Genomic DNA, 21,318 nt, shown 5'->3' with positions numbered 1-21,318 from the left:
CTTCGGTGTTCTCCCGGGCTTGGTCCCCGGCTTGTCGAGCGCTCCCGCACTGCACAGACGCAAGTACTCGTCGAGCAGTCGGCCCGGGATGTTCTTGCGGCTCGGGTCGGCATCGTCGGGTTGCAGATGCGCGACGCGCACCTCCCCGTCGATCCGCACCTCTACGTCGTCGTAGACGATCCGCAGGCGGCCGCCGTGGCGCGGAATCGTGTCCAGTAGGTCCGGGCGTTCGGAGAACAGTTTGCGCACGACACGGCCGTGCCCGCCCATGCTCGCGACGCTCAGGCCGGTCGGATTGCCGCCCGGGTCCACCTGTACCGCCACCTGTGGGTGTCCGTCGATCGGCAGCGCACCGCGCGATCGCAGCGCCTCCTCGATCCGCGCACTCGACACGGCCGCATCGACCATCTCGACCAGTCGCGTCGGCGCACCCGCACTACCCTCGGCCCGCTCCCACTCGTCGAACGCGGCTATCAATCGCTGCGTGTCGGGTCGCCGCTGCACCCATTCAGCCACGCCCGGGAACTCACGACGCCAATTCTTCTTGTTGAACGGCCGCAAGATTTGCGATTTCCGGCTGGTTGGCACTCGGAGCTCGCCGCCGATCGCCGATGGCTGCGTCCACGGCCCGGGTCCGAACTCGACGCGTACCGTGTGCGACCAGTTCGCCATTGTTTTGTTGATTTCCGCGATTGTCGTGAGTTCGACCCCGCTCAATTTGGTCCCGCCGCGGCGCGGCTGGGACAGCAGCCAAGAGCAATTGGCGGCGAATGAAAGCACGGCGGGGGAATCAGTCCCGCGATCGGCCTTACCGTCCGCCACCGCAACATGCATCAGCTGCTCTTGTCCACCCGGCTCGGTCGTGCCGAACCACATCACCACGTCACCGTGCTGTGGACGTGCCCCCGTGTCACCGTCGGAGAGGAGTTGCCGTCCAGCCGGAACGAGGAGGTCAGGCAGTTCGTGCCGCCAGCGCCGGTGGAAATCGTCGGGGTCGTTCCAGTTGTAGATCGGGCGGAGCTGCTCGCGGCCGAGCGCACCGGCGGCGACGGCGGCGTACCCCACCATGTCGATGCAGCTGATCGCCATGCCCGGCACCAGGGCGGGAAGCTGTTCATCACTCGACCAGACCCAGTCGGCGAAGAGGCTGTCCGGCTCCAGCTGACACCAGTAGATCGTGTCTCTGCGGGTGAAATACCCGAGCAATGACTCCACGACGCGGCGCGATGCGGGTACCGCAGGTGACTCCACCGTGCTGGCCGGGACCACCTCGTGCTCGGTTCGGAGACCTGGGGATTCGTCGGACGGTGGCCGACGGCCTATGAAACCAGACGGTCGTGCGGGGCCCGGATCATCGGCGCCGGGCTCCGCTGCCGCGTCTGGATAGAACCGTTGCAGGAACGCGGTAGCGATATCTGCCGGTACGGCCAGCGCCTCGAGCGCACGCTGTGCTTGCTCCAGGGTGACCTGGAACTCCTTGGTGCGTGGGTTCATTGCGCGTTCTTTCACCGCCCATTGGGTCAGGCTCAGACCGACATGGACGGCCAAGTCCTTCTGAGAAATCTTCCTGCGCTTGCGCGCGGCCGCGATCCACATGTTGGGGTGCGGGAATTTGGGATCGGCCGGATCGGGTAAGCCAGGAAAGGGCATTTTTACGCCGCGCTCGACCGAGGCGAGATTTGTGGCCGAAGCGGTGCTGTCGGTCGGCCGGGACCACGGAGTGGCACCCGACGGCTCGGGGCGATGGGTGGAATCAGCCGGGTCGGACGCTCTGGCGCGATTGCGCGAGCGTGACCACGGCGTCGACTGACGATCTTTCTGCGCAGGTTCGTGCTGTTCGGGCCCTTCTGACGGCCTGGTGCCGATGAAGCCACGCGGCCCTTGTTCATCTGCCGGTCTGGTGAAAGTCAGCTGATCCGGCGGGCGGTTCCCGATGGACCCAGATGGGCGATCTTCCTCCGGGGCCGAATCCCCTGACTGATCCGGTGTCTCGAATCGGCCGAAGTTCTTGGTGATGTATCCATCGAGTTCCATCCAAGTGGTGGCCAGTTGGATCAGCCGGGCGAACCGCAGATGATCGAGCAGCGCGTTCAGGAGGCGACCAGTGGGGGTTTGCGCCGTCGAGGCGGCGAGGCGTTCGAGTGCCTGCGGTAGATCCAGATCCGCGCCCGCCGCTATGTCGCCGCTGATGGCAGAGCGACCGAGCATGTCGTCGAGATCTCGTGATCGCTGTGTGCGCCTTTCGGCATTCGAGTTGTTGAGTGCGTTGTCCGGTGTTCCTTCGAGTGCCAGTGTCGTGGCACGTTGGAGATCGTCTTCCAGCTGGAGACTGCGACCGATCCAGGGACCGAGTGCTGTCAACAGCTGCTGTCCGGCAGTGCTGAGCAGTCGGTCCCATTCGGGCTGGGTGAGCGCGGTCAACCGCCTGTGCAGCAGGTTGAGCACTTCGCTTATCTGTGTCGTCACCAAGCTGGGATTGGTCCCGGTCAGCGCGGCAATCGTCGCGGCCGAGGCTTTCTGGCCGTGCCGCCATGCTTCGATGGCCGCGGCCTCCGCACCGCGGGCGGGTGGCTGTTCGCCGAATTGCCGTGCCGCCGCGCGTAACTCCGCTGCGGCGTCCGCTCGGTTGCGCGCCAATTCAGCGAAACGGCCGTCCTCCTCGGCAGACTCGGGCGGCCGACTGCCGATGAACCCGAGGGGCCGGTCCGGGCCGGGCGGCGTGATGGTCTCGTCGAACAACGTGGGGACGTCGTAAGCGACACCGTCAGGCAGTTCGACCCCCAGCATTCGCACCCGAAGCTGCCCATCGTGCACCTCGACTGCCAGCGTGCCGGTCCTTTTCAGGCCACCCCAGCGGCGTGTTGCCCGCCCGACCGCAGTGGACACCGCCGAACTCACTTGATCTGCATCGAAACCCATTGCCAGCCCGGCCAACTGCGCAGCGTCGACGTGGCCGATGGTGTTTCGATCTACCCACAGTCGAACTGACCAAGAATCCGTTTCACCTGTCCGCCCCCGCCACTCGAACGTGCCGAACCCCTTGCCCAACAGCTCCGACTCCAGAGCTCTACGGGCACCGACGATGGTTGTTCCGGACAGCATTCCGCCGACCGTGAAACCGTCGTCGTTGTCTCTGCTCGACATAGAAACTTCGACGCTGTCGCCACCCGCGGCTGCTAGACCGTAGTTCACCAGCGACGCAGCGACATCGAGCAGTTCGGTGGGCAGCCCGACCGAAGTGGTGACCACTCCGAGAGAAGTCAGCGACTCCGCTAGTGAAGTACGTACCTGCGGCGCGGGTGTATCCGGCGCGAACACCGCGGATGAATACCGAGTCGGATCGTTCGAACCAGGCGCGGAATCCGTTGGACGGCTGCCGATGTAGCCGTCGGGCTGGTCTCGCTCGGGAGCTGATCGTTCGAGGTGTTGTTCGAAGGTGTGAACTGCCTGGGCGGTGTCGGGGTGCCATTCGGCACCGTCGGATTCAGCCACCCATCGGTTCATGCGCTGATGGAACTCGGCGAATACGGGGGCGACCCGATCGGGTTCGAGACCGGGGTCGGGGTCACGATATTGGACGATCGTGCGGTTGCCCTGCCGGTATACGGCAACCTCGATCTTGCCTGGTTCGTGACGAAGGGGACCGAGGATCAGCGGTACCCGAACCTCATCGGCGCTGCGTGTTGTTCCGCCGCGAACAGGCTTTAGCCAGAAACCATCGTCGTAGACAGCGAACATCGACTCGATGCTTCCTAGGACGCCGAGCGGCTTCATGGTGAACAGCGCCGACACCGGTGTCGAATCGAGGTGCCACAGTTTGCCTTGGCTCGCGTTGTCGAAGGTGGTGTCATCAGGACGGAGCCCGCCACGTGTCAGCGCGTCACGCAGTTGCGCGGTCCCCATGGGGTCGAAAATTTCGTCCACTCGATAGGGACGTAGCGGATCGGCCAGCCGTCCGTCATCGTCGGTGAACAAAACGCCCCAGCCGGACAGTTTGTCTCCCATAACCAACATCAGGTGAAGCAGGGAATCGTGGGTGACCGCGGCTAGCAAACGCCCCCACTGATCCATCACAAAGGAAATACCATCTGATCCAGTCCGCAGCGGCTCTGACGACCGGCCAGTCGATATGATGAAATTTCCGTCTTGCACAGCAAAAGCCTGGGCTCCGAGATTGGGCAAAGTTTCTTCGTCGTAGGCCCCGATCAATTCCTGGGCAGCAATCGGGCGAGCGGTGTAGGTCGGTCGGATCGATCTCGGAGTTTCGGAGCCGTGCTGGGCGAGGGTGCCGAGGTCGAGTGCTATTTGTTCGATTGCCCGCGGTAGCAGCGGATTGTGATCGAGACCCTGCAGGGCGCTGGATCGCATAGCGGGAGCGATCGCCCCGTCAGCGGACGCGATTGCCGCGTGGATGTCCAGGCGCAGCTGAAGCAGTGACAGCCCTGTCTGGGTGGCTGCCCGAGTCGACCCCACCCGATCTACCGCCGCCGCGACCGCGTGGTCCAGTTCGCGAAGCCGGTCGATCGCCTGGTCGGTATCGTGGCTGCGGGTCAGGTAGTACATCGCCGCCCGGTAGGCGTTCGGAATATATCGGCTGGCAACGTCGCCGAAGGCCCGGTCCGAGCTGCTAAGTGCCGCAGCGAATTCCGCTGCATGTACCGGTAGCGAGCGCAGCGACTGGATCACCTCTTGATCCCAGTCGTTGTCGCGCCCCTCGACGAGGTATGCGTCGGCCAGTCTTACCCAATTGGACCCATCGAGGAAACGCGCCGCGCCGAGTTCGGCGACTGCGCGCAGTCGCTCCGGGAATCGGCTCAGGATATCGAGACTGTCTCTGTAGGAAGCCGACGGCGTGTCGCCTACGCGAAGCGCTCCGATTATCTCGAATACATTGCTGGCGGCATCGGCCGCGGCGAGCAAAGATCCAGAACCGCCTGCGGCGCTGCGGTTCAACTGTTCGATCACCAATGCGGTCTGCACTCGTGCCGCTGCAATGGCTGCTTCGAGCGCGGGTGGTTGTCCGCGGTGCAGGTCCGCGATATGTGCCGAAGTCTCGGTCTGGGCCCGAGTGAGGAAGGTTCGCAGGCCGTCGTCGGACAGCTGAGTTGCCCAGTGGGCGAGTTCTTCTCGCGTGGCGTGAACTGCATTGGGCCTGGCGGGCTCGTAGTGCGTAGTGGAATCTTCGCCGGGCTGCCGGTCACTGGGCTCGGATGTGGAATCCGTTGGGCGGCTGCCGATATGGCCTTCCGGACGGTCGTACCCGCCGTGCTCAGCAAGCACCGCACCGAGCTCGCCGGCATCGAACGGCCCGACCTCCGTCGTTCTCAGTTCGGCCCCACCCCCTGGCTCCGATGAGGGCCGACTGCCGATGAGACCGCCCGGTCCGCGCGGTCGAGTGCGCTGTTCCCGCTGGTCGGCCGCGCCCTCGCCGTGCGCGGAATCGCCGCGAGACACCGGCGGAATCGGCGGCTGATCCGGTTCCTCGCTCGCCGTGCTCCACGGCGTCGACTGGTTCTGCTCGCTTGCGATGCCGTCGGACGGTTCACGATCGTCGAACGCACGGCGCAATCGGGCGACCGCCTCGGCGCGAACGTCCGCCGCGGCAGCGGTGGGAAGCCCCAGCCGCTCGGCGGTGCGAGTCAAGGACAAGCCCTCGAACAGATGAAGCATGACCAGCCGCTCCGCGGTGGCGGCATCGTCCATGTCCTCCAGTGCAGCGTGGACCGTCCGCTCGAAGTCGGTGGAGAAGGGCCTTACAGGCACCGGATCGGCGACGACCGAGTGCCGCGACCCGTCGTTGCCGCTGATCGGAGCCTCCAGCGGCAGAGGGGGCAGAATCTCCCGAGCCAGCGCGACATCGTGCACCGTCAATCCCGTTTCCCGCGCGATCTCGGTGTTTTCGAGCGGCGCACCCGCGGCTTTCATCCTGCCGATCTGCGCATTTACCGTGCTCACGAGCCTCCGTGTGCGGTCATCGAGATCGGGGAATCGGAGCGCGAGACGGTACCGTCTCACCGCTTCGCGGCAGCTGGCCCACGCGTGAGCAGCGAACGACGCAGATGGAACGTGATTGCCGATCGCGAGCAGCATCCCGATCCAAGCAGCCTGTTCCGCCTCTTCACGAATATCCGGATGCATGCGACGCGCTACCGCCCTCGGAACCCACGCAAACCTTTTGCTGATCTCGTCTTTGACTGCTTGTTCTTCGGGTGAACCCACCCGAGTCAGGACATACCGCTTGAACAGCTCTTCTTCGTCTCGATAGCCGGACCGCTCGTATCGATCTGCATAGAATCGCTCGACGATCTCCAGCAATAACTCGCCACCGATGCCCTGCGCTCGACACAGTTGCCGCAATTTGCCCAGCCGCGGAAGATAGTCATTGTTTTCGATACTGGAAAGACTGCGGCGAGGAATCCGTATTTGCCGGGCGAGTTCGGTTGTCGACATTTCTTGGTCGTTACGCAGCGCCACAATCCAATTCCCCAGCGCAGTGTGTGAAGCAGGATCGATATCGGCGGTGATATCGCTGTAGAAATCCCGCACCGCCTGGATAAGCAGGCCACCCGAAACTCCCAGCGCCCGGCAGATTCGCCGGAACGTGCTGAACTGCGGCCGCCGGTTCTCGGTCTCGACCTGCGCCAGGTACTTCACGGGCAGACCGGTCACACGGGCGAGTTCGGCGTGGTTGAGGTTCCGGTCGTGGCGCAGCGCGGTGATCCACGTGCCTAGACCCTGTGCGATTGGCTCGAGGTCAAGGATGTGCGGATAGAAATGCCGGGTTGCCACCCGCAGCAGTTCGTCGTCGATCCCGAGTACCTCGCAGATTCGCCGGAAAACCGCGAATCTCGGCATGTATTGTCCGGTCTCGATATCGCCGAGATTACCCCAGCCCGGACCGGTCGCTTTCGCGAGCTCGAGCCTGGTTATATCACTCTCGTGACGCAGAGCCACGATCCAACTGCCGGGTGACGCGGGATCGTGCGCGGTCGGATCGAGATCGAGTTCGAGATCCGGATAGAAATGGTGTGTGGCTGTGCCGAGGAGTTCCGGCGCGACATCCACGGCCCGGCAGAGTCGCCGGAAAATGATCGAATTCGGAGTGTAAACTCCGCTTTCGATTTCGGAGAGGTATGCCGCCGACGTGCCCGACGCGCGCGCCAGCTTGGCCGCCGTGATATCCCGGTCATGGCGTAGTGCCATTATCCAGTTGCCGGGTGACGCGGGATCGTGTGCGGTCGGATCGAGGTCGAGCACGAGATCCCGATAGAGGCTACGCGCAGCCTCCGCCATCGCCTGCCGTTCCATGCCCAACGCTCGAGCAATCCGGAAGAAAATGTTCGGCGGCGGGCGATTGCCGTTCTCGATCTCTTTGAGGAGCGTCACCGACACACCGACCGCGCGTGCGAAGTCCGCTTGGGTCATGCCCCAGATGTTGCGGTGCGCGGCAACCCAGCCACTCACCGAATCATGCGCGGCCGCATCGGTTTCCACCTCGACATCCGGATAGAGCCGCCGGATGGCCTCGGTCAACGCCTCGCCCTCGACTCCCAGCACGCGGCAGATCCGGTGAAAAGTGCGGAGCGTCGTCGACCGTCCGCTCTCGATGTTGTACAGCGCGCGACTGTGCAGGCCTGCGGCTTGCGCAACATCCGTCTGCTTCATCCCCTGTTCGAGCCGCAACGCCTTCAGCCACGCGCCCCGCGAGGCGTCCAACGAATCGGACTGCTCCCCGGGACGGCTACCGATGAGACCGCCCGGTCCGGGTGGTCGAGTGCGCTGTTCCTGCTGGTCGGGTGCGCTGTCCGGGCGGCCGCTCCGGGTCCACGGGGTGCGTTTGATCTGCGATTTCTCCGCGTCACTGACCGGCGCGTGTCGGTCGGTGACAATCAGCCGTTCGATGGCAGGAATGGATGTCGCGTGGTTACCCTGCCGCGTTGTGCCGTGCATATCGAGGGTCTCGAACTGCCGCCCATGCTCGGTGGTCAATGGAACGACGAGTCGATCCGTGTACGTCCCGTCCTCGGCCATCCGCCGCTTGATCTCGTCCTGTGCCTGCCGGATCAGCCTTTGGGTACGGTCGTACTCCCCGTAGAGCATGCGAGTGTCGGGGTCCGCTGCGATGCGTTCCGGCAGCTCGATGACGTGCCGGTCGATCCAGGCCTCGTCGTATCCGGCGCGGCGAAAGGCTTCGCGGATCGGCTCGGCAACCGGACGAACGCTTCGTTCCCCAGTGTCGGGGTCGATGATCAGTCGCTCCTCCCGAGACACCTGCAGGTTGCTGTAACAAGGAATGATGTAGGCGTCGTCGAGGGAGTAGGCGTATCTGGGATTCCCGTCCAATGGACGGAACGTGGCGTCGCTGGCCAGATGAGCCTCGTCCGGTGCTGTCGTCTTGGCCTCGTTGCGTATCGGCGTTGTCTTCATGATCGCGCCGAGCGGCATCACGACGATCGCGCCGAGCGGGTCAGGCAGTACAGCGCTGTTTCCGGGTTCGAGTGTGCGGCGGAGTCCGGCGTATCCGACGTACATATTGAAGTTTTCGGTCCCCTGCCAGTCCCCCGGCTTGATGAAATGCACCCCGACGGAATGGGCGGCCGTTGTGTTGATGACCTCGTCGTGTGCGCCGGATCGGATCATGCCCGCTGTGGCGATGGCGCGAATGTTTGGGGTGAAGTGCAGGTATAACGTGTCGGCCTGATCCACGTAGGTGCCGAAATCGGATCGGTGCTCCGCCGACTTGTCCACTATTCGGGTGTACAGACCGGGGGTTGTCTCAGGAATGCCCAGCATGGTGCGCACGCGGGCTATGGCGTCCGCCAAGGCCCTGACATTCCTTGCGTCGTGATCCCGAAACACGAACCCGCGCAGCGAGGATTCGGCGAATATGCTTACCGCGGACCGTTCGACCATCCGCAGTGCGTCATCAACGATCACCGTGATGTGCCGGGGCCCGGCAATGGCGGCTACTGCTTCGACTACATCTTCTCTGGTACGCAGACCTCGGGCGATCTCTGACAGCAACGGTGCCAGACCGGTATCCGGGATATCGTGCCATCCAACGCTCATATCCCGACGCGCCGCCGATATCTCGGACCGCATCGAATCGATGTCGTCGAGCAAACCCTGGACCGTCCGGCGCGAACCGCGGTCATAGAGCACCTCTGCCGCACGGTCGAGCTGCCCCCGGATTCCACGCCGCAAATGCCTTATCGCGTCCTCGACTCGGAATGACTCCACCCGATGCGCATCCAGCTCCGCAAGCCGAACCCGTGCTGCGGTGTGCAACGCCTGGGCGTAACGCTCTTTCGCCCCGGGAAGCAACCCCGCGAATCTAGTGGGCTCGACCGAGACTATCTCGGCAAGCACTCGAATATCTTTATCGTCGAGACGTGGCTGCGCGGTGAGTTCACGCAGGGTCGCAATCATCTGGTCACGCCGTCCCTCTGGGGTTTCGGCGTATGCGGCCAACCGCTCGTTCAAGAATGTATTCAGCTCATCGCGGACACCGGTCAGAGACACCATGTCTACCGTTCCCGATTCACCGACCAATTGCGCGAGCACGTGCTCCAACTCGCGCACCTGATCGGTGATCCGGTCGACTGCCTGATCGCGTTCGGTCAGCGCATCCGACAGTGCGACAGCATGCTCCTGGGTGAGCAGAAGCTGCTCGGGATCGAGAGCACGCCGCAGCACCTGCTCATCGGTGAGATCCCCCACTTCGACAACCCTGGCGATGTCTTCGTCGGAGCGATCACTCGGATCCGATATCGGCCTGCTGCCGATGTGGCCTGCTATGGAACCGGCGTCCGTACCGCGATTTTCCGGCTCGTCGCGCGACACCGCCGGGCTGGAGTCAACCTCCGGCGGCCGCAGGGTGGTGACGTAGTGGTGGACAACCCATTGCGGGGTGCCGACAACGGGTCCGTTGATCTCCGCGTCGATGAACCCGACCGCGACGGTTTCCGTCGGGGCGAGCGTCTCCTTCGTCGTGCTGGTGAAGGCTGCTTCCGGGAGGTGCCGAAGCCACGCGTCATACGGTTCGGTAATCAGGCGGTGCCGCCGCAGCGCTTCCCAGGCGTCGTGCAGCACGGTTTCGATATTCGCGCTGAGGCGCCTTCCGGTGGCGTAATCGATCGCGTGCGCGAATTCGTGGACGACATCGTCGTGGTAGGGACGTCCACTGGACGGGTGATAACCGGTCGCGCTGTCTTCGCTGTCGGCCTCGATGGCCTGGGCTCGGTTGGCGGCCCTGCGCAGGTTGAACGTCATCCACTGGGTCCGATCGCTGCCGCCGGGAACGGTCTCGGCGTTGATGTCCGGATCGTCGAGGAAGTCGATCCGCAGCCCGCGGATGTTGGTCATGAGCGTGCGGAAGCCGGGCGTGTAGCGGTACTTCGTGAGCAGTTCGTCCAGTGTCTGGAGGATTTCCCGCGCGGTTTCGACGGGCACGAGGGGGTGCTCGAAACCGGCGATCGCAAAGTACGGATGGTTGAGGGTGAACTGTTCCACCAACCGTGCCTTGGCCTGCGCGTCCGCGCTCAACCCGCTGACATGCGAGGTCTCCTCCGGAGTGTGGACAGCGTGCTGCTCGACCCGAGCCAGCGCCGCCAGCGCCCGCTGGTGCGTGTCGTGCAGCATTTTCCGGTGCGTCTGCGGAAGATCGGCGAGCCGCTCCTCCATCAGTTCCCCGACGTAGGACACCTGCTCCCGGATGGCGGTGATGTCTCGCCGGGGGAGGTGGTGGTCTTGCCACACCGTCCTGCCATCGACGCGCTGCACGAACTTCGCGGCGAATGGGCTGGGTCCGCCATCCTCGGCGGTGGTTGCGCCCCGCCCTGCCAGCACAGTGCCGTCCGGGCCGATACTCCAGTGCCGAGTGCTGCGCCTCGTCCCGGTCACGGCGTCGAACAGCCCGAGTAGATCCCCGGGGGCGGCGTCCAGATACCGGCGGTCCAGGGGGCCGAGCGCCGCGGCCAGCTCCCGTTGTTGTTCGTTCAGGTCATCGTGGACAAGTCCCAAGTCGTAGGCTCGGGCCGTGGACTGCGGGAGCACCATATCCGCCGGTCGGCCGGGAATGAGTTCCCGGTACAGGACCGTGTAGTTGCCGGGCTGCAGACATGTGTCGGCAACCGGTGCGCCCATGGCGCCGCCGATCAACGATTTCAGCCATTCCACCGTGGCGTTGGCTGCGGCATCGTAGGTCTCCCTGACGGCCTGGTAGCCGTTGCCGAAGGTCACCAGTTCGCATTTGACTCCCGGCGGACCCGGCAACAAATCGGTGCGTGCCACCCCGGCGTCGAGACCGTCGTCTATCAGCTCTGCGAACCTCGCGCCAGGCGGAGTGCGTCGCTCGGCCGGTCCGTCGTGATGATCCGCGAGCCCGGCGTTCCGGCGGGCGACCGTGCTGTCCGTGCCGGTTTCGTCGGCTCGCCCAGCGCCGTCGATCGGGCCATCCGACGGCCTGCTGCCGATCAAGCCTTCGGGACCGTCCGGCCGGTGCGTTGTGGGTTGTGCCGAAAAGACTTCCGGCGGGAGAAGTTTCGTGACGTACTCGTGGATCACCCATTGCGGGGTGCCGACGACAATGCCGTTGATGTCCGCGTCGGCGAATCCGACGGCGATGGCCTCGCGGTCTTTGAGTGTGGTCTTGGCTGAGTTGGTGAAAGCGTGCCACGGCAGGCGGTTGAGCCATTCCGCGTAACTTTCGATCAGGCCGTGCTCTATCAGCTTCGCGTGAGCGTTGCGCAGCACCGTGGGGAGGTTCCGGCTGAGTTCCCACCCGGTGGCTTGGTCGATCGCGTGGGCGAATTCGTGGCGGACGTCATCAGCATACGGTTGGCCACTGCTCGGATGTGCTCCGTACTGGAGACGACGGTCGCTGTCAGCTCGAGCCTCATCCCGATCGGCCGCGTACTGCAAACTGAATGTCAATTCCGTCCGGACGGTGGAAACCTCGCCATCTTTACCGTGCTTGTCCTGCACGCCGCTGGCCACGGCGCGCGGTCCGAAAAGGAAGTCGATCCGCAGTGTGCGAATGTTGGTCATGAGCTTCTGGAATCCGGGCGCGTACCGGTACCTTCCGAGCAGGTCATCCAGTTTCCCCAGGATTTCCTCGACCGTCGCCACCGGGACGTGCGGACTGTCGAACCCGGCCACCTCGAGATAAGGGTGGTCGAGCACGAAGTCTTCGACCAGCCGAGCCTTGGCCCGTGTTTCGTCGTCGAGCCCGGCCATGCGCAGCGGATCCTCGGCGTGCCGTGCCAGTTCGCGCAGCGCGCGCATCGCCGCCATCTGCGTATCGAGCACTGTCCGCGAGAGCGACCCGGGAAATGCCAGCTGTTCCAGCTCGTCCCCGAGGCGATCCACCTGCAGTCCGATGTCGACGATGTCTTGCCGACCGAGGTGATGGTCCTGCCACACGCTGCGACCGCCGACGTGGCGGACGAAGGCGGCGGCGAACGGGCTCGCCTTGCCGGTGATGGCCGCGAAGATGCCCAGCATATCGGCCGCACGGGGATCGCGAGATGCTCCCTCGTACTGGTAATCCCGATAGAGGACATGATATTCGGGTGGACTCAGACGCACCTCGGCGATCGGCGCTCCCATGACCCGGCCGATCAGCGCCTTCGCCCACTCCCGCATGGCGTGGTCGGCATAGGCGTAGGTCTCACGGAGGACCTGGACACCGTCCTCGAAGGTCATCAGCTCGATCGTGACTCCCGGACGTCCCCGCATCGCCTGGGTTCGCGCCACGTCGGGTGTCTCCTGGGCCGTGTCGCGATCGATTCCGCGGTCGGTGTCCGCCCCGTCGGGCAACGCTGTCCGTGCGTAGTGCACCGGCATCGCGGGCAATTGCGACGGAAATTCCGCCGATGCACCGTCGGCGTCACGATCGCTCAGCGCCTGTGCTACCGCCGCACGAACGTCGGCCACGGACCGGGCGGGCGAAAACACCTTTGATGACCGCCCGGGCGAGCTGTCCGAGGGACGGTTGCCGATGAAACTTGTCGGTCCGTCCGATTGGGTATCAGGACTGCTGCCGATGCGACCGGCGTCGAGGGGCGCGAGCATTTCGATGATCCGGGTCCGCATCGCATCGGCGTTGCGCAGCTCGACTCGCATGCGTTCGGACAGTTCCCGCAGCAAACGCGGGGCATCCGGTCGTTCGGTAGCGTCGAGTTCTCTGCGGATGTCGGCGACCCTGGCCTCGACCATGGCGAGGTCTTCCTCGAGTCGCCGCTTTTCTCTCGCGATCGCTTCGGTGTCACCGCTGCGGGCAATAGCGTGGCTGTCGAGGACGCGCCACGGTACGCCTGCGTTTTCGAGTGCTGCGCGCAACTCCGGATCAGGTGGTTCGGGAAGGTTGATGTGATCGATGTCGGCGAGGGTGATTCCGCCGTGGATATGGCATTCGACGAACTGATGCCGCCGGAAGTGTTGGCCGGAGTAGTCGCGATTCGTTCCGCGTAGGGGTTGATCCTCCACGGTGGCGTTCGCGGACAACGGTGTAACGCCGAAAGATTCCGGCTGCGGGTCGAGCAGCGACGAGGGGACGGTTCGTGTCGGTTTCCCGCCCCACACGGAGCCGGAGTAGACGAGCGAATCACCGACGCAGAACGTCGCCCGTTCGCGGACATCGTCTTTCAACACCAGATCGATTCGGCCGTACATCGCCAGTTTTTCGGTGTGCAGCCTGATATGGCGGTCGGGCAGCCCCGCCGAAACGCTGGCGTCGGACAGCCCAGCCGGGCGCTCGCCGTCGATGAGCACGTGCCCGTAGACCGGCCGCAGCCGCGGATCCACGTCTTCGGGGTTGCCGAACCACCGGTTCTCCATCTGCGCCACATCGGTCTGGCGACCACCGCCGACCGTGCCCTCGAACTGTGTCTTGAACCGGCCGTCGGCGAGCAGGCCGAACAGAGCCTCTTGTCTCATCCGGATCGCCAGCGGCTTGCCCTCGACCAGATCGGTGAGCTCGACGGTCATCTGCGCGCGGAGTTCGGTGACACTCAGGCCGAGGTCGTCTGCCAGATCACTGATCTCGCGTAGCAGGGCGTGGTACTGCACCAGCTGGCCGTGTACGGCTGGCTCACGTGCCTGTGGATATCGGTCGAAGAACTCCTCATTGCGTCGTGCGACCTCGGACGTGCGTGCCGGATCACCCAAAGACGCGCGCCCGAATTCGTACAGCTGTATGTAGTCGTAGAGCATCGCGCGGTCCAGGGCGCGCAAGGCCGGTTGCCGCCGAGCGCGCACCGGTTCGGCGGGCATGACAGACGTCGAATCAGGGACCGGCGGTGCTTCGCCCGGGTCGCCAACCGCATCGACGCCATGCTTGGTCGGCAGCGGGGTTTCGCCGTCCGACGGACGACTGCCGATGAGATCGGGAGGATGGCTGTTCGGCGGCGCGGTCTCCGATATGGCATCCGGATAGAATCGCTGCATGAACACGCTGACGACCTCGTCCGTGGCTGCCAGGGCTTCGAGCGCGCGCTGTGCCTGTTCCCGAGTGATCTGATACGCCCTGGTCCGGGGGTTCGAGGCACGTTCTCTCGGTGCCCATTGGGTCACGCTCAGGCCGACGTGAGCGGCCAATTCCTTTTGCGACATTTTCCGACGCTTACGCGCGGCCACGAGCCAAGCGTTGGGGTGAGGGAATTTCGGATCTGCGGGATCGGGCAGGTTGTCGATTTCCGCTGTGAACGTTTCCCGGAGCACCGCCTCGGCTACGTCGGCCGGTGCATCCAAGGCATCGAGGATGCGCACAATCATTTCGCGGGTCGGCTTGACACCGCGCTCGAATGAACCGATGTATGTGGCCGAACCGGGCACGCCCATGCGGGCGGCCAGTTCCATGCGAGACATGCCCCGGAAATCGCGGGCAGCTGCGAGCCATCGACCGAACGGCTTGACCTCGCCAGGGTCCGGCCACTCGAGCGGTTGCGTCTGTTCCGGGCGCGAGCTCTCCGGCTGTGGCAGCGATCGCAGCGCTCGGATCAGTTCCGAATCCCAGTCGCCGCCACGGTGTTCGGTCAGGAGCGCATCGGCGACTTCTGCCCAATCCGCTGCGTCGACTCCGGCGGCCTGGTCCAGCTCGGCGGCCACTAGCAGTCGCTCCGGGAATCGGATCAGCAGGTCGAGCAGACCGTCGGGATCATCGGCGAAGGCCGATGGCAGCGCCGCTGCCACCGGGAGCGCTCCGATGATATGGAAGACGGCGGTCGCGGCGTCGGCGGCAGTCCGGGCCCCGGTGATCGACAGTTCAGTACTGCCGTCCGTGAGCCGCTGCCATCGCTCGGCCGCCAAGGCGATCTGTGCTCGTGCTGTCCCGATGGCCATGTTGACCGCGGGTGGTCGACCGCGATGCACGGCTGCCACATGAGCTGACGCTTCGGCATGCTTTTCGGCGAGGAAACGCTGTAACTCACGATCCGACAGCTGAGCTGCCCAGACTGTGAGTTCCTGGTGCGTGGCATGCACCGGGTCCGGCATCGAGGGCTCGTCCCGGGCCGCTGGATCTTCTTCGAAGGACTGCCGAGCGACCGGCTCCGGTGTGTAATCCGGTGGGTGACTGCCGATACGATTCCCCGGCTTGTCTTGTCCGGTGGGTGTGGGGCGAGGGGTTGGCGTCTGCTGCGCGGACTGCCTGGACTCTGCCGAGCCGGAGCTTTCCGGTGACGAGCTGTCGCCGCGCGGGCGATGACCGGACAGCGCGTACTGGCCCTGCCGAAGTGGCGGGGCGCGGCTCGACCACCGCGATGGCGAGGTCGAACCGCGGTCCTGGGCGGAGACGACCGGACGCTGCGTCCTGGACAGGCGGACAAGGGGATTGCCCGCACTGTCGAATTCGATCGCCAAGATCTGCCGGTCCGCCTTGTCGAGCTGGTCGATGAATGGCTGCTGTTCGCGATGCCACTGCTGGAACGGGACGGCTTTGTTCAGCAGCGCGCGGGATCCGGCCAGATCGGCGGGGGTGATCGGGGACTCTCCGGGGGCGGCCGCGATGTCCAGGACGACCAGGTTCGGGGCATCTGCCCGGTCACTGTCGTTGACCAGCAGCACCAGGTGGCTTTCGACTTCTCCCTTGTTCATCCACTTGTAGACCAGCGCCTGGCTGCCCCCGGGCGTCGCTTTCAGCGATTCGGCGGCCTCGTCCAACGATTCGAATATGGTGAAGAAACCGCCGAAAGCCCGCTCCGTGGTTTCTTCGTCGTGGCCCCGCAGTGGCATGTCGGCAGGCATTTGGTAGGCCTGCTCGTTGTCGGGATAGAGCACCCGCATCATCGTCACGCCATTGTTGACGCAGCTCTTCGGGCTGCGCTGGTGGATGGCGACGGCGATGTCGAGCAGAGCGGTGACAGCCAGGAAGGCGGAGGCGGCGAAAACGCGGAGTTCGGTGGCCGGGTCGCCGGCGGTTTCGGTGTCGGCGAGCAGGCGGGCGACCGCGTCGGCGAGCACGTCGCGGGCAGTTGCGGCGTTCACCTCGGTGGCGGAAACGTCCAGCAGGGCCGCCAGCTCGGCGCGGGCCGTGTCGACGGCGGCGCCGACCTGGCGCACGCCCTCCGCGCCCGCGAGCTGGGCGGGTTCCCAGCCGAGTTCGGCGGCCAGCCGGTTACGCTGCGGCCTCAGATGATTCAGCGCTTGCTCGTCGGTGAGGGTGTCCGCCTGCATCACTGTCACGGGCGGGGCGTGGTCGAGGTGCTGGTTCAGCGCTTCCACGGCAGCGGAGGAGATGCCTGCTCGTTCCAGCAGTCGGCTCAACGGGTCGTCGTCATCGTCGGTGTCGAATACGGCTGCGGCCGCCTGGACCGATGCGGGTATCCCGAGCCACCCGGCCAGCCGCGCGAACCGGTCCCCCCGCAGGTGCGGTTGGACGGTGTCAGGCCCGGCGTGCACGGCTTCCGTCGCGGCACGGCCCGTGTCTGCCCCCGCGTGGCCGGTGTCCGTCCCAGCCTGACCAGCATCCGCCGCGATTCGGGCAGTGCCCGGCCCGGTGGGGACAGCTCCCGGAGCGACGGTCGGCCGGGGTGCAGTTGCGGAGCTGACAGCGGGATCTCCTGCGGCAGGGGGTGCGTTGGCCTGGCTGACGCGGCGCATCGCACGCTGCAGATAGGCGCGGTCGGCCGCCTCGTTCTGGAGGGGGGACGTCAGGCTGCGCATCTCCCGCTCGGCCGCGGCGACATCGGCCGCGGTGGCCGCGATCTTCGTCCGCGCCGCCTGCACGGCCTCTCCCGGTTGTGCCGCGTTCGTATTGCCCGCCTGCCGGGCCGCTTCGGTGTATTCGGCGGTGGCCTCTGCGTGCTTGGCCACCGCGGCCCGATAGTGGGTGATCGCGACCCGCGCACCGTGATGCTGCGCCTCGCTGTAGAGGCGGTCGGATGCGGCGACGCTGAAACAAAAACTACCGTTGCGGCCGTTGCGGCCCGCTCGCGCCGACCGCTGATGATCCTCGTCCGGATTGGACGGTGAACGCCCCAGCATGTGCGCGTGCGCCCCGCCCAGCCGATTGACCTCGTCGCTGATCGATACGTCGAAACCGCGGCCCAGCATCCCCGTGCCGACGGTCACCGCGCCCCGCAGTCCCGCGGTGTCCTTGACCGACAGCAGGTGCTCCTCGGCGGCATTGTTGTCGCGATGCGCGGCGAACCACTGGCCGTCGATCGCAGTGTGTTCCACGTCCGCCTTGGTCAGCATGAGCGAGAATTTCCGAGCCAGATCGTTGAACGGGCAGATCACCAGCACCGGCCGCCCCTCGGCCTGCAACTGCTGCACCCGGCTTACCGCGTCCCGCAATTTCTCCGGCTCGGTGAGGAATATCCGATCCTGCTCCCCCACCAGTTTCGACCGGCCGAAGTCCTCTACCTTCGCCAGACCACCCTCGACCGGGAAATTCTCCTTGATCTCCGCTGCGGTCCGCTCCAGCGTGCCCGACATCAGATGCAATTTTTCGTACCCGCCGAGGACGTCCTCCACGGTGACCTGTTTCGATCCCGTCCCATCGGAATACACCGGGGCACCGAACATGGCCTCCACCATTTTGTGGCGGCCACCGAACCACCGACTCTCGGTACCGATCTTCGGATCGCTTCGCGGCTTCCCGTACTCGTCGAGAATCTGTACCTTCTTCTCGGAATCTGTTCCGAAGATCTGGAAGTCCCGATTCAGTTTCAACCGGCCCGCCTTGACGTCCAGGAAAGCACGGGCCATCTCGGTTTCCTCGGCGGTGAATTTCCGCCCGGCGTAGCTTTCCCACAACCGGCTCACCGTGTCCAGGCACTGCTCGGGTTGCTCGCGCAGCGACCGCGCCGTCAGCGTCCGTGCCGCCCCGACTTCCTCCGGCGACATCGCCCGTACCGCCCCGGACTCCTCCGCCGTCAACGGTCCGTCGTGGAGTGCCTGTTCGAAATGCACCGCCAGGTCTTTCGCCGCCGTGATTCTGCTGCGCAACACGGCTTTCAAGAAGTCACGCACCCGGCATACCGCGGCAGCCTCCTCCGCCGAGGCGATCTCCCGCTGCCCCTCGGACTGGTAGTGCACCGTCTGGTTGTGCACCAGCACCGCGTCCGCCTCGTCGATGGTCGCGGTCTTCCCGGGCGGCGGCCGGTCGAACAGCTCGGCGGTCGCGCGCTCGTCGTAGGTCATGTAGTACACGGTCGGGCGGTCCACCTCGCCCGGCGGGTTGTGCGGATCCCAGCGCGCGACCTCGTACCCGAGACTGCGCAGCATCGGCGCGAATTCCCGGACCCCCTCGTTGGCCAGCACCTCGGTCGTGGTGATCACATGGTGGACCCGAACCGACTCACCGCTCGCCAGCTCCACCGGCTCCCCGCGCGACAACTGCCACAACGTATCCAGCGCACCGACCATGGACTTGCCCTGGCCCGTGCCCATCTGACGCATGAACCCGTGCTCGCCGAGCAGGAATGCCATGATCTGATTCCACCGCGGTGTCTTCCCGGTCCCCTCCCGCATCGCGTCGATGTATCGCAGCAGCGATTCCACCCGATCGCCATGCTCCATCGCGTGCCTGCGCTGTTCCCACGACTCACCGACCAGTTCCTCCTGCCGCAGCCGATACAACGCCAGCGCCTTCTTCGCCGCGGCCTTGAACTGCGTTTGCTGCTCGGCGGTAAGGTCCTGCTTCGTCGCCGGATCCGCCGACGGCAGCCCCACCAGCTCCTGTGCCAGCGCCTCCGCTGGGCGGTCGGGTCCGTCGTGCGCCGACGGGCGAGCGTCAGTGGGCACCGCATCCTTGGTGTGCTCCACCGCCGACGGCTCATGCGCGGGCGGTACATCCACCTGCTTCGGGGCCGCAACCCGGGCTGGGCCCTCACCACCGGCACCATGGCGGCCGGACGCATTGCCCATCTCCACTGGAGGATCGGCCTTCGCCGCCCCCGGTCCCGGCCGCGGAGCCGCCGACTCGTGCCCAGCCGCACCGTCGCCCGCCGGAGTCACGGCGCTCCGGCCGACACCGACCGAGTGCGCGTCGCCTTCGCCGTGGCTTGCCGATTGCTGCGGTTTCGAACCGGAGTGGTCGTCGCCCGCACCCGCCAGGAGTGCACCAGCAGCCACACCACTCGCAGCCTGCGCACCGCCACCGCCACCGCCACCGCCACCGAGCACACCACCAGTGGCCTGCGCATTGCCGCCACCGGCGGAACCGTGCCCACCGCCACCGGTTTGCGCATCGCCAGCGTGCGCGCCGCCGCCACTACCGGCCTGCCCGCGGTCCCCGGTTCGCGCATCGTTGGCGCCACCGGCCTGCGCACCACCGCCACGCGCATCGGCACCATCCTGCTGCGCATCACCGGTATGGGTACGATCACCGGTCTGCGTAGCGCCACCAGCGCCCTGCACATCCGCACCGGCCTGCGCACCGCCACCGGAACGCTCATCACCACGGTCTGCTGCTGCGTGCTCGCCTTGCCGCGCAGGCGAATCGGGCTCGCCTGGTCGCCCGTCCGCCGCTGCCCTTTTGTTCGCGTCTTCATCCGGGGCAGGAGCCTGCGCACCCGATCCCGCATCGGCGAGGCGCCGCGGAAGGTCTCCCGGCTGGTGCTGTCGGTCGACCGTCGCTCCGGGCGAACCCTCCGATACCAGGTGCCCGCCGAGCAGCGTCGCAGCCTGGCTGGGCGCAGCCGAGTTCGTGAGCTGCGGGATGATGCCCGCATTGCTGTCCACCGGAGCGGGCATCAGCGATGTCGTCTCCTGCGGAGCCCCCGCCAGCCGCATCACGGCATCCTTGCTGAGACTCACCGTGGGAGGATCCGGAGGGACGTAGGCACCGCTGCCGTCGACCACTTCACCGAGGGCGGAACCGGGGTTCGAGTGGGTCCCGCCGTGCACATCAACGACTCCGGCGAATCCGCCGTTGAGCAGCGACGTCAGGACGTCTTCGGAGTTCTCCGGCCAGCCCGTGATCAATGCCGCCGCACCCAGGCCGGACACCGCGCCCGCGACCCCCTGTACCAGCCCGAGTGCCGCGCGGCTGGTCGCCAGGGCGGGAACGACCTTGGGCGCGAACACGCCTGCGGCCATGCCGCCCAACGCACCTCCGGCTCCCGACACTGCTGCGGCCTCGATCGACTTCACATCGATACCCATCGGGTTCTCCCCGTTGGGGCCCTTGACGGTCGAGACCCGGTCGCCGGACCCGACCTGCATGAGCTGTACCCCGAAATCCACACCCGCGGGCAGCGCGGCGGCCGTGCCGACGGCACGAGCGAACCGGTGCGGCCCCAACGCCGACAATCGTGCCGCCGTCTTCGCCGCGCCCACCTTGTAGGCCTTCTCCAGGCCCACGCGCATCAGCGCGACCTTGGCTCGGCCCTCGACCAGCATCGACTCCACCATGGGAGCCGCCGCAACCTCTCCTGCCGGACCGGCTGCGGCGGCTACCGCCACCATCCGGATGATGCGCCAGGCCAGCTCGACACCGAACACCAACATCACGCACAGTGTTTTCTCCGCATCGTTGGCGGCCGCGTGCGCTTGATCGGCCAACGCCAGCGCTTCCTCCCGCAGCCTGACCGCGCCCTCGCGCTGCAGATGCAATACTTCGCGCACTCGGTCACCCAGCGCACCCAGCGAATCCTCTTGCGTCAGTAGCTTTTCCGCGTCTTCCGCATGAGCGTTCATGGCCGCGGCCTTGGCCCGCAGCTCCGCGGCCATCCATCGCATCCCGGACACGTCGGCGCGTGGCAGTTCTCCCCCGAACACCAGCGTTACGATCGGGCGCCGCACTCCCGCGGGCAATTCGTCGAATGCTTTGCGCAGCTCCACGACTGGGTTCAGCGACCACAAACCGTCCAC

At 65.8% G+C, this 21,318-nt stretch carries 1 protein-coding gene (cut by a window edge); it reads right to left on the bottom strand.

From position 1 onward, the window contains the following. Positions 1-21,318 carry the 5' portion of a helix-turn-helix domain-containing protein gene (locus ACIBG0_RS04675; RefSeq protein WP_397029213.1) on the bottom strand. Its footprint begins 6,501 nt before the window's first position, so 21,318 of the gene's 27,819 nt are visible here — the first part of the coding sequence; the start codon lies at positions 21,316-21,318; the stop codon falls past the left edge of the window.

Origin of the sequence: Nocardia sp. NPDC050630 (assembly GCF_044457245.1) — a bacterium.
Classification (GTDB): Bacteria; Actinomycetota; Actinomycetes; order Mycobacteriales; family Mycobacteriaceae; genus Nocardia.
Note: the sequence above shows the minus strand (reverse complement) of the source record. Positions and strands in the feature narration are given on the sequence as shown.